Origin of the sequence: Eisenbergiella porci (assembly GCF_009696275.1) — a bacterium.
Classification (GTDB): Bacteria; Bacillota; Clostridia; order Lachnospirales; family Lachnospiraceae; genus Eisenbergiella; species Eisenbergiella porci.
Genome location: NZ_VUMI01000039.1, coordinates 41,920 through 53,567 on the forward strand (window position 1 = coordinate 41,920; position 11,648 = coordinate 53,567).

At 49.8% G+C, this 11,648-nt stretch carries 11 protein-coding genes; 1 reads left to right on the forward strand and 10 read right to left on the reverse strand.

The window, feature by feature from the left end:
* Positions 1-131: 131 nt before the first annotated feature.
* On the reverse strand, positions 132-359 hold the full coding sequence (locus FYJ45_RS20205) for a hypothetical protein (RefSeq protein WP_154466984.1): 228 nt from the start codon (positions 357-359) through the stop codon (positions 132-134).
* A 663-nt stretch (positions 360-1,022) separates the two neighbouring features.
* On the opposite strand from FYJ45_RS20205, the gene FYJ45_RS20210 reads away from it, so the two are divergent.
* Positions 1,023-1,682: a hypothetical protein gene (locus FYJ45_RS20210; protein WP_320620462.1), complete on the forward strand. Its 660-nt coding sequence runs from the start codon at positions 1,023-1,025 to the stop codon at positions 1,680-1,682.
* Positions 1,683-1,724: 42 nt separating this feature from the next.
* Here FYJ45_RS20210 and FYJ45_RS20215 read toward each other — a convergent pair whose 3' ends face one another.
* The 9 genes from FYJ45_RS20215 to FYJ45_RS20255 all read right to left on the reverse strand — a co-directional run bounded on the left by FYJ45_RS20215 (position 1,725) and on the right by FYJ45_RS20255 (position 11,400).
* Positions 1,725-3,641 carry an NAD(+) synthase gene (locus FYJ45_RS20215; RefSeq protein WP_154466985.1) on the reverse strand — a complete coding sequence of 639 codons (1,917 nt, stop codon included), beginning with the start codon at positions 3,639-3,641 and terminating at the stop codon, positions 1,725-1,727.
* A 120-nt stretch (positions 3,642-3,761) separates the two neighbouring features.
* Positions 3,762-4,646 (reverse strand): Hsp33 family molecular chaperone HslO, encoded by an 885-nt coding sequence (hslO, locus tag FYJ45_RS20220; protein WP_154466986.1) that lies wholly within the window; start codon positions 4,644-4,646, stop codon positions 3,762-3,764.
* Positions 4,643-5,422 (reverse strand): class I SAM-dependent DNA methyltransferase, encoded by a 780-nt coding sequence (locus FYJ45_RS20225; protein ID WP_276891994.1) that lies wholly within the window; start codon positions 5,420-5,422, stop codon positions 4,643-4,645. The genes hslO and FYJ45_RS20225 overlap by 4 nt, the downstream gene beginning before the upstream one ends.
* An 81-nt stretch (positions 5,423-5,503) precedes the next feature.
* Entirely contained in the window at positions 5,504-6,004 is a 501-nt protein-coding gene (locus tag FYJ45_RS20230; protein WP_021634498.1) for a COG2426 family protein, read from the reverse strand.
* A gap of 37 nt (positions 6,005-6,041) precedes the next feature.
* The gene (gene hisC / locus FYJ45_RS20235; protein WP_021634497.1) at positions 6,042-7,094 is read right to left on the reverse strand and encodes a histidinol-phosphate transaminase; all 1,053 of its coding nucleotides are present in this window, start codon (positions 7,092-7,094) and stop codon (positions 6,042-6,044) included.
* A gap of 132 nt (positions 7,095-7,226) precedes the next feature.
* Positions 7,227-8,075, reverse strand: coding sequence for an SAM hydrolase/SAM-dependent halogenase family protein (locus tag FYJ45_RS20240; RefSeq protein WP_154466987.1), 849 nt, complete (start codon positions 8,073-8,075; stop codon positions 7,227-7,229).
* Positions 8,076-8,123: 48 nt separating this feature from the next.
* Entirely contained in the window at positions 8,124-8,969 is an 846-nt protein-coding gene (locus tag FYJ45_RS20245; protein ID WP_154466988.1) for a hypothetical protein, read from the reverse strand.
* Between the two features lie 148 nt (positions 8,970-9,117).
* Positions 9,118-10,170 (reverse strand): NAD-dependent epimerase/dehydratase family protein, encoded by a 1,053-nt coding sequence (locus FYJ45_RS20250; RefSeq protein WP_154466989.1) that lies wholly within the window; start codon positions 10,168-10,170, stop codon positions 9,118-9,120.
* A gap of 33 nt (positions 10,171-10,203) precedes the next feature.
* Complete coding sequence (locus FYJ45_RS20255; protein ID WP_154466990.1) at positions 10,204-11,400, reverse strand: ATP-binding protein; 1,197 nt, start codon at positions 11,398-11,400, stop codon at positions 10,204-10,206.
* Between the last annotated feature and the right edge of the window lie 248 nt (positions 11,401-11,648).

The following is an 11,648-nucleotide window of genomic DNA, read 5'->3' on the forward strand; positions in this document are numbered from 1 at the left end:
ATATATCCCATCAAACGAAAAAAAGCGCTCCTACCCCACTGGTAAGAACGCCGTTGCCCTACTTCCATATACTAACAGCAGCTCCCCGGATTTGTCAACATTTTTTTACTCTCCGCAGCCGTGTTTCACCGCTAAGCTAACGCATTCCAGAAGAAAAAATAAATCAGCACACAGCCCCAGGCATTCCCTGTATAATCCCGGACCGCCAGCATCCCATAAATAATAATGAAATCACACAGCCCCACAACAAACGTTTCCGGCGCCAGCCCCAAAACCGCATGCACCACAAGACATATCACTCCGCCGGCCGCCGCCCCCAGCTTCTCCCATTTCAGCCCAAAGCTGCGAAACCCCGGCAACGCCCCGGCCGCCTCCCTCTACACCCACTACGGCTTCCGCTTCAACGGCGAAAAAGACATCCACGGCGAACACGTCATGGTCCTGGAATGCATCTGAAATCCATTCCCCCCATCTACACCCCCGCCCAGTTCTTTTTTTCCTCCTACCCTGCCCTGTTTTTTACCCTGCCCTTTTCCCTTCCCTTTTTGCCCTGTTCTTTTTCCCTGTCCTTTTGCCCTGTCCTTTTGTCCTATCCTTTTTCCCCTTCACAACCTACCCGCCCGGCGGAGGAGAATTGTCCTGGCGGTGGGGGCGCGGGGAGATTTGCGCAGGGGGCGGGGTGTGAGGGGGATTCCCGGATGCTTACGAAGTTTTGGAGCTGTTTCTTAAAGCCTCCGACAGACGCTTTGCCCGCAATACGGCAGCTGTCCGAGGAGCCTGCGACGAGTTCCTGCCGTATCAGGGCCGCCAAAGCGACTGCCGGAGGCTTTTAGAAACAGCCCAAAACTGAATAGCATCCGGGAACCCCCTCACACCCCGCCCCCTGTGCAAATCTCCCCGCGCCCCCCACCGCCAGGACAATTCTCCTCCGCCGGGCCCCCACCACCCCAAGAAAACTTTCAGTAATAAAAATCCCCCATGCGGAGTAAACTGTATAAACAACATGAATCGGGGATATTGATATGAGTTCCAAGACCAAAATAGTCGTACTGCACTTAAAAGAATTGATATATACCGGCATCTTTGTGGTGCTGGGAATACTTTTCCTGCTTCTTCTCATTATCATGTTCCTGCCCGGGAAAAAGACAACGCCGGAAGCAACCGGCGCCGATGAAGGCCGCTATACCCCTGGGAAATACACAACTTCCCTGATTCTGGGAAATTCCGCAGTAGATGTGGAGGTCGTTGTGGACGATAACAATATCAACTCCATACGGCTTGTGAACCTGGATGAAGCGGTAACGACCATGTACCCGCTGATGGAGCCGGCTCTGAATGATCTGGCTGCCCAGATCTGCGAAAAGCAGTCTCTGGACGATATTACTTATTCCGATGACAATAAGTATACCTCTCAGGTACTGCTCGATGCCATCACCAATGCTCTTTCAAAAGCGGAAAAGAACCCGGGCAGCACGAAAGAAAAAAGTACAAAATCCAAAACCTCTCTGGAACCCATAGAGGAAACAACTCCCGCCGCTCCCGCAGAAAGCACGCCCTCCGCTGAAAACACGGCAGAAACGACGCCGGAAAGCAATCAGGAGAACGCAGCGGAAAATACGGCAGAAAATACGCCGGAGACCTCAGCGGATACTCCGGCGGAAACGGCAGCGGCGGCTGAATAGCCACCGCTGTTTTTCTTATTCTTTTTCATTCCAAAGGCCATCTTACTCCGCCTGCAGCCCTTCAATTTCCTTCAGCCACAGCGTCGCGCAGGCATCCGAGGGCATGCGCAGATCCCCTCTGGGAGATACCGCCACACTTCCCACCTTCGGTCCGTCCGGCAGACAGGAACGCTTGAACTGCTGCTGGAAAAAACGGCGGTAAAAATTCTTCAGCCATTTCAAAATAGTTGCATTATCATATTTTCCCGCAAAGGACATCCTGGCAATCCGGTACACCTTGGAGGGTTCAAAGCCGCAGCGCAGCATATAATACAGGAAAAAATCATGCAGCTCGTAAGGCCCTACCAAATCCTCCGTCTTCTGGCTGATTTTGCCGTCCACCGGGGGAAGAAGCTCCGGGCTGACAGGAGTGTCAAGCACATCCAGAAGAATCTCCCTCAGTTCCTCCTGCCCGCAGGTATCCGCATAATATTTTACAAGATGACGCACCAGCGTCTTCGGCACACCCGCATTCACACCGTACATGGACATGTGATCCCCGTTATAGGTTGCCCAGCCCAATGCCAGCTCGGACATGTCGCCTGTTCCGATCACCAGCCCGCCTGCTCTGTTGGCGATATCCATCAGCACCTGGGTGCGCTCTCTTGCCTGGCTGTTTTCAAAGGTTACATCATGTACATCGCTGTCCTGTCCGATATCACGGAAATGCAGACTGACCGCCTCTTTGATATTCACCTCGGACAGAGTGGTGCCCAGCGTACTGGCCAGCCTGCAGGCATTATCATAGGTCCTGTCCGTCGTTCCGAAGCAGGGCATGGTAACGGAATGGATATTTTCCCTGGGAAGCCCCAGCATATCAAAGGTGCGTACTGTAACGAGAAGCGCCAGTGTGGAATCCAGTCCGCCGGAAATACCCACGACCGCCGTTTTGCAGCCGATATGCTGATATCTCTTTTTCAGGCCGAAGGACTGGATGGAAAGGATCTCATCGCAGCGGTGGTTTCTTTTCGCCTCATCCGAGGGCACAAAGGGCATGCTGTCATACCTGCGTGTCAGGACGGTATCCGTTTTTTCCATATGCACCGGAAGATACAGATAGCCTTCCTTATTCCTCAGGAAGGTGTTCATGCGCCTGCGTTCATGACGCAGCCTCTGAACATCGATTTCCCCATATATGGATTCATTCTCAAAGCGTCTGGCCCGGGACAGAATCGTGCCATTTTCCGCAATTATGTTATGACCGTTGAAAACAAGATCCTGCGTGGATTCCCCCTCACCCGCACTGGAATACACATAACCGGAAATCAGGCGGGCGCTGGTGCTCTTTATCAAATCCTCCCGGTAGGCATCCTTTCCTACCGTTTCGTTGGAAGCGGACAGATTCACGATTACGGTCGCTCCGGCCATCGCATGGGAGGTGGAAGGTGTTTCCGCCGCCCACACATCCTCGCAGATTTCACAGGCAACCTGCAGCCCGTCCACTGCATCCACACAGAAAAGGATATGCGTGCCAAACGGGATTTTCTCTCCGTCAAACATAAAGTTTTCCGCTTCCGCATTTCCTGCCACAAAATACCGCGCCTCATAAAATTCACCATAATTGGGTATGGTTTCCTTCGGGATAAATGCCAGGATTTTCCCGTTCTGGAGAACCGCCGCCACATTGAACAGCTTCCCGCTTTTTTCCAAAGGAAGCCCTACGAAAACAAGCGCGTCCCGCCCTCTGGTATATTCCCTGATTTCCTTTAAGCCTTCCGTCGCCCCCTTAAGCAGCGTTTCCTGGAAAACAAGATCCTGGCAGGTATAGCCGGTGATACAAAGCTCAGGAAAAACGATAATTTTCGCTGCTTCGGCAAAAGCCTCGTCCAGCCCTTTCTTTATCTGCTCCGTATTATAAACCGTATCCGCAACCCTGATTCCGGGAGTCAGGGCTGCGGCCTTTACATAACCATGTTTCAATTTTCACTCCTATTCTGCACGCCAATGCGTACATTCGGCTAAAATATGATACAAATCAGGCCGGCAGAAAGCGCCTTTCTCCCAGCCCGTCCGGCCTGCCGCCAAAGACGGCGGACACAGCTATTTATTCCCGCATTTCTCAAGTAACCCCTTCAGCTCCGGTATGGAAAAATGATAGCCCTTATTACAGAAATGGCATTTTACTTCAATGGTTTCCCCATCCGCAATCATGTTTCCGATTTCTTCGCGTCCGATGCTGATCAGCGCCTTTTCCACCCGTTCTTTGCTGCAGTTGCAGGCAAACTTAACATCCCTGGTTTCCAGGAACTGAAAATCCATGCCCTTCAGGACAAGCTCCAAAAGCCCCTCCGGTGTAACGCCTTCATCCAGAAGGGAGGTTACCGAACGGATTTTTGACAGGTTGCTTTCCAGCTTCTGTATTGTCTCCTCCTCTGCAAACGGCATAAGCTGCACAATAAAGCCGCCCGCCTGCTTCACGGTATTGTCCTTTTCCATCAGCACGCCTAGCCCCACGGAGGAAGGAACCTGTTCAGAGGTGGCAAAATAATAGGTAAGATCCTCCGCGATCTCACCGGTCTGCAGAGCGGTCTGGCCCACATACGGATCCTTCAGCCCCATATCCCGGATGACACGCAGGATCCCGCTTCCTACAGCGCCTCCCACATCCAGCTTTCCCTGGCTGTTGGCAGGAAGTATCACCTGCGGTTCATTGGCATAGCCCTTGACGCCGCCCATGCTGTCCGCAGTAACCGTCATGCCGCCCATAGGGCCGTCGCCGGTTACCTGGAGTGTCAGAAGATCCTCTTTTCCCTTCAGCATGCTGCCCATCATGGCGCCTGCCGTAAGCAGTCTCCCCAGAGCCGCCGTTACCACCGGGCTGGTATTATGGTTCTGCCGGGCTGTTTCCACCGTCTGCCTTGTTGTCGCCGCAAATGCCCTCACCTGGGCATCCGCAGCCGTTGCTCTTACCAGATAATCCTTCATTTTGCTTCTCCTGTCCCACATTTTCCATGTTCCGAGGCGATGCAGAAGATTCTTTCGCTCTTCTCCGTCACCTCCTGCATCGTGTCCGCATCCAGGGCTTCCACAAACGCAAGCCCGCTTTCCTCCAGCAGACGCCTTATCTGATCCAGCCTATATCCCCGCTGGTAATGGGTTTCCGTAAATCTGCGGTAAAGACCCTCTTTTTGATCCTCCTCCACAAAAACAGTCAGATCATATTCATTGATCTGATCCTCACTGTCATAGAAGTTTTCCCAGATAAAGCTGCAGTTATCCCGGTTTTCAGCAATCGTGGCATCGCCTATCACCGTTTCATATTTATAAACCGTATTAAAATCAAAGATAAAGAGCCCGCCCGGATCAAGATAATTATTCACCAGCTGGAAACATTGCGCCAGCTCCTCTTCCTCCAGAAGATAATTGAGGCTGTCACAGAAACAGACAACGGCGCGCACCGTTCCATAAAGCTCAAACTCCCTCATATCCTGTGCAAGATAAAGGATTTCATGGCCGGAGCACGCCCTTTTTTCCATGGCCACATTCAGCATTTCCTCCGACAAATCCACGCCAATCATATCATAGCCTGCATCCGCCAGAAGCTCCGTCATATTTCCGGTGCCGCATCCCAAATCCAGCAGGATGCCGTCCTCAATCCCGGCCCGTCTTAATCTGTCCAGCACAAATCCGCCCCACTTTTCGTAGGGCGTATTATCCATGAAAATATCATATACATAAGCGAAATCCGAATAAGCCTCCACTTACCGTATCCTCCTGTCCCAGCACTCTGACACGCCCGGCTGCGGCACGTCATAAATTCCCATAGCAAATTTCAAACTGGCTTAGCCCACAATACTTCCCAGCAGGCCATAGCTTACCAGGGATACGATGACAGTTGCAATAATAATGCCCAGCAGCTCGGCCAGGACGGCTTTTTTGAAATCTATTTCCAGCAGTGCGGCAATCAGGGAGCCTGTCCAGGCGCCTGTGCCGGGAAGCGGAATCCCTACGAAGAGCACAAGGCCCCAGAATTCATATTTCTTGATGCTGTCGCTCTTCTTCATCGCCCTGTCCTCAAGCTTACCGATCAGCTTTGCAAAAAAGGGCAGTTTTTTCATCCACTGGAAAATCTTCCTGATGAACAGCAAAATGAAAGGGATCGGGATGATATTTCCAATAATGCAGATGGGAATCGCTTTCAGGATCGGCACCCCGAGAGACCAGGCCACAAGAAGGCCTCCTCTCAGCTCCAGAATGGGAATCATGGAAATGATGAAAATAACCACTTCCTTGGACACATACTGTCCCAGAGTTGAGGCAAACCACAATGCTATTGAATCCATACTATAAATTATCCTCCGTTCGTTGACTGCTTATTTGTTAATGTATTATCTGTTTTAAAAAGGTCAGAAGCCTGTCCATCTCCTCATCCGTTCCCACGGTGATACGCAGGTAATTATCAATCCGCGGCTTGTTGAAATAGCGGACATAGATTCCTTCCTGTTTTAACGCCTGAAAAAGCTCTGCTGCCGGAATGGTTTCATGGGAGGCAAAAATAAAATTGCTCATGGAGTCCGGGAAGGTAAAGCCAAGGCCCGCCAGTTCTTTTTTTACCCGTTCCCTTGTATTAATGATCTTTCCCACTGTTTCCTTAAAATACCCATCGTCCCGGATACTTGCCGTTCCCCATGCAATGGAAGGCGCGTTCATGGTATAGGAATTAAAGGAGAACTTCACATCCTTCAGATAACCGATTGCCTTTTTGCTTCCTACGGCGAAGCCAATACGGATTCCCGCCATAGCCCTGGATTTGGAAAAGGTCTGGACTACCAGCAGGTTATCGTACTTATCCACAAGGGACATGGCGCTGACGCCGCCGAAATCCACATAGGCCTCGTCAATAATCACCATGGAATCCGGGTTGCCGGCCACAATCTCCTCAATGGTATCAAGGCTTTCAAATAAACCGGTGGGCGCATTGGGATTGGGGATGACGATTCCGCCGTTTTCCGTAAGATAATCTTCCTTTACCAGCCGGAAATCATTGTCCAGCTCAGGACAACGATAAGGTATATGAAAAAGCTCCGCCCAGACATCATAAAAGGAATAAGTAATATCAGGAAAAAGCACCGGCTTTTCCGAATTAAAAAAGGTAAGAAAGCTCATTGCCAGCACATCATCCGAGCCAACTCCCACAAAAACCTGATCCGCATCCACGCCGTAGTAGTCTGCCAGCGCATTCACCAGAAGGGATGCCTCCGGATCGGGATACAGACGCAGAAGCTCCGTTTCAAACGCCGCCGCATATTCCTTCACAAGCGGTGACGGCGGATACGGACACTCATTGGTATTCAGCTTGATAATCCCTTTTTGCTTCGGCTGTTCTCCGGGAATATAGGGAACCACCCGACGTACTTGTTCTTCCCAGCCCATCTTTCGCTACCTCTTTTCCTGTGTCCCCGGCCTTCCGTCCGGCAGACGCATATTCAATCTCCGCCCGGTTTATGACAGGCGGTCCGGTTTTAACTTTTCTATTATAGTATGAAAATGTTTCAATAGCAATAATTACCTGTTAAGTGTTGATTTTCGCATGGTAATCCGCCATGAAAGCCCGGTTCCCACGTTGTAGGCCCTGGCAAAGTTACCCTGATTGATGGCCACCGCCATAAAATCCAGGCTGTTCACATAGACCAGCGCCTCACCAATAAAGGCATCTGCAAAGGAGTGGGCGTAAATCAGGGAGGTACGGTAAACAGTATGTCCTCTTTTTTCTATAATAACTTCAATACGTTCCCCGTAGGAGACTCCCATCTTAAGGAACAGCTCCCTGGGAATGTTGGTCCAGAGGCTGCCGAAGCGCACGTCCAGGACATCGATGGTTCCTGATACTTCATTTTCCTCCAGCTTCGCAGGGACGAAAGGGATTTCCACCACGCTCTCCACCGGCACCTCCGGGCCCACGCCCTCGAAACCAATAATACCGGAAGCCAGCCTGGCGCCGGTATAGGCATAGATATCCCTGCCGTGGAAGGTATAGCTTTCCCCTGAGCCGGGAAGGCGGTTCACCGATTCGTCTATCACTCTGGCTGCCCGGATGCCGCACAGCTTTTTGATATGGGTGAGCGTTCCGTTATCCGGAGTTACCACATATTGTCCGCCCTCTGTCTGTGCCACAATGCTGCGGCGTGTAGAGCCAACGCCCGGATCCACAACAGATACGAATACCGCGCCTTCCGGCCAGTAGCTTACCGTCTGAATCAGCCTGTAGGAGGCCTCCCAAATATCATATTGGGGAATTTCATGGGTCAAATCGGAAATTTTCAAATCACCAAACACACAATAGGCAACGCCGTACATGGCGCTGACGGCGCCGTCCGCCCGCCCGAAATCGGATTGAAATATAAGTGGATTCATACTGTTTTCTCTCTCCTTTCAATTGCATCTTTTCTTGATGGTAACAGATTATTCCGGCCGTGTCCATTCTAACTTACGTAACGGTACGGCCCGGTAATAGCCATGGGAAAAATTGCCCAGCGCGTCCCTGACAAGCACCTTGATTTCTCCCGGCTCCTGAATTACCTTCCTTCCGGATATCTGAAAGGTTCTTCCATTGTCAAAGGAAAAAGCCTTGGCATCCAGCCCGCAGCCCTGATCCACGGCGTGCACCGTCAGCACGGCGCTTCCGCTCCGCCAGTGTTCGGGCGTCAGCGAAAAACTGATTTCCGGCGGATCCCTGTCTATATTTTTTACCGGAACCGTCAGCCTGGTGATGTTGCCGGCCGCATCCCTTACCGCCGCCTGATAATTGCCGTTTTCCTCCACCTCATGCATGGAATCCGCAGTCCAGGTTCTTCCTCCGTCATAGGAATAAGGCCTTCCGGCCAGGCCGGAGCCATCGTCCGATGCCGACAGTATGATCACGGCCTTGTCCTTCACAAAACCCTCCGGGCGTACCACAGCCTCCGCAGCCGGCGCCGTCCGATCTATTTTATCCACACGGAAGCTGCCTGAGGATATATTCCCCAGACGATCCCTCACCATTACTTCATACGTGCCGTTCCCGGCAACCTCAAGAAAGGAATCCGATGTCCAGGTCTTTCCGCCGTCGTAGGAATAGGCCGCAGTGGCAAGACCGCAGCCAGGAATCCTCTCTTTCTGATTTGTTCCCGCATTCTCTGTCATCCCTTTTGCCGCGGCGGTTATGCCTGTGATGCATACGAGCAGAAAAAAACAGGCGGCCAGAAGCTGCTTTCTGAATTTCCACTTAAAATTATTATCCGGCTTTAATTTGCCATTGATTTGTTTCATAGATACCTCCTGAATGTGACTGTCAACATGTACCGTCCCGACCGCAGATATCCCTGCGGCAGGACAAAAAAGACCCGTCCGCCGAATCAGGCAGACAGGTCACTAAGCTTCGTTTACATTCAGTTGGTAATTGGTGATATCCAGTGTATCACTCCTGCTTCAGGCTGTCAAGCGCCATCTGTCTGGCCGCAATTACCCTGTCGCACCAGGCGTCAAATTCCGGATCCTCTCTCTGCAGCTCGGGGCGCTTTAAAACGTTCTGTACGGTTTCCCGGAGACCTTGCTCCATGCTCTTTTCCGGTGCAAAACCGGGGACAAGCCTTTTGAGCTTTGAGATATCAAAGACCACCGTATTTGCCTTATCTCCCAGAAGGGATCCGTTAAAATCATATCTGCCGCCGTCCGCAGCCACAAGGAATTCAGTGGAAATATGGACCGCATTCAGTTTCACTCCCAAAGCATCCGCGATCACCTGATAAATCTGGTTCCAGGTCATGCTTTCCGGGGACATGATCTGAACCGCCTGTCCCAGGGCATGGGGATTGCCCAGAAGCCCGGTAAAGCCCGGGGCAAAATCACTGTTGTGAGTCATTGTCCACAGGGAGGTTCCGTCGCCGTGGATAATCACCGGCTTCCCCTCCAGCATCCGTTTCAGCACCTGCCAGCTGCCGCCGGCTCCGTGAAGCCCCAGCGGAACGGAACGCTCGTCAAAGGTATGGCTCGGCCTTACAATCGTAACCGGGAAGCCCTCCTCTCTGTAAAGCTTCATCAGGTAATCCTCTCCTTCGATTTTATCTCTGGAATACTGCCAGTAAGGATTGGCAAGCGGCGTGCTTTCCGTAATCAGATAATCTGCCGGCGGCTTCTGGTAGGCCGAAGCGGAGCTGATATAGACAAACTGCTTTGTTTTTCCGCGAAGAAGCCTGTAGTCCCGCTCCAGATGTTCCTTCCGAAAAGCAATGAAATCCGCTGCCACATCAAATTCAAGTCCCTCCAGCAGCTCCGAAGCCTTTTCTTCGTCATTGATATCCACCAGAATTTCCTTCGGCCGGTTCCACTCTCCCGTGCCTGGCAGCTGCGCCGCCAGCCCTGCGTTTCTGTTTCCTCTGTTAATCAGGTACAGTTCGTGGCCCTGCTCCAGAAGCCTTCTGGAAATCGCCATACTGATAGTGCCTGTTCCCCCAATAAATAATATTTTCATAGTCCCTCCTGTCCGTGTAATATGATTTATTATTTAAACCATTTTATTTTTAGACTTACACCATTCCTTATATTCCTCCAGCCTTTGAATAAATCCGCTGAAATCCGGAACAGTGAAATCAAGTTCACTATATTTGACCGGATAAATGATTCCCTTATTGATTAACTGTGCCCTTGCAGGAGATAATGACTTTCCTCTTTTGCCAAGCTGCTTTGATATATTAGAAATGGTACATGGCAGCTCGCCGCATTTCACCATAGCAAAAATGAATTTTTTATCCCCATCTGAACATTTCTCATATCTTACTTTAAAAAATCCGCTGTCCAGCGTTTTATAATATAAATCAACCGTATCATTAACTTCATTAATTCCTATATAATTTGTATCAGTATTTTGATATACCAGCTGGCAGAACTGCTGTATAAAGAACGGATATCCTTTTGTTATCTCTATTATCTTTTTTACCGCATCTTCTGTATAAGTCACTTTAAATGGTCTGGCAGGCTCTATAATCGCATTCTCTGCCTGCTTAAAAGTAAGAGAATCAATCTCTTTATAAATAAACAGCCTTTCCGAATACGTTTTTTCATCTGAAAGCATTTTATATATTTTGGGAAGGCCGGCACCAATAATCATTATCGGATAACCCAATTGATTGGCACGATGCAGTGCCGCAATCAGCGCGCCGAGTTCTTCTGTTCTCATATATTGGATTTCATCGATAAAAAAGCAAATTGGTGTCTCTGTCTCATATGCCATCTCTCCAACAGAAGTAAACACATCGGTCAGGCTTTGGGTCAGATTATTAGACTTATATAACTCCCTGTCCTGTATGGACAATGAAAATGTACTTCCATCCGGATCAAAAGATATTACAAGAGATTTAATCGCATCCAGTGATTTTTTAACAAGATTTTTAACCTTTTCCTTTGTACTTATTTCTCTTAAAAACATCTGTGAACAGGCCGCAATCTGGGAAATAAAATCATTCCTTGATTCCACTTCAATATGTTTGCAGAAAATGCCTTTTACTTCTGCTATTTTCTGTAATTTATTAATTAAAACCGTTTTCCCGACGCCGCGTAAACCGCTGAAGATAACCGACTGCATTGGTATATTCAATATGAGTGCCTGAAACATCTGTTCCACGTTATTAATTTCTTCATCACGTCCTGCCAGGTAGGTTGGCATTAATCCTGCCCCCGGCCTATATGGATTCACCTTAAACATTTTACCACCTCCTACTATAGTATCCCGTACTTTCATGTGGATGTCAATACTCTGCCGTAACTTTACGTTGTAAAACACATTAGACTTTGCTAGAATTCAAATTTTCATAAGCTTTAATTAATTTTGAACCAAATCGCACATGCTGTGCAATAGCCTTTCTTATCTTTTCTCTGCACCGTTGCCACGGTGCTCTTTTTCTTTTACAATAGCCTTATCCTTATGAAAGGAAAAACCCTACGGATGAGTGC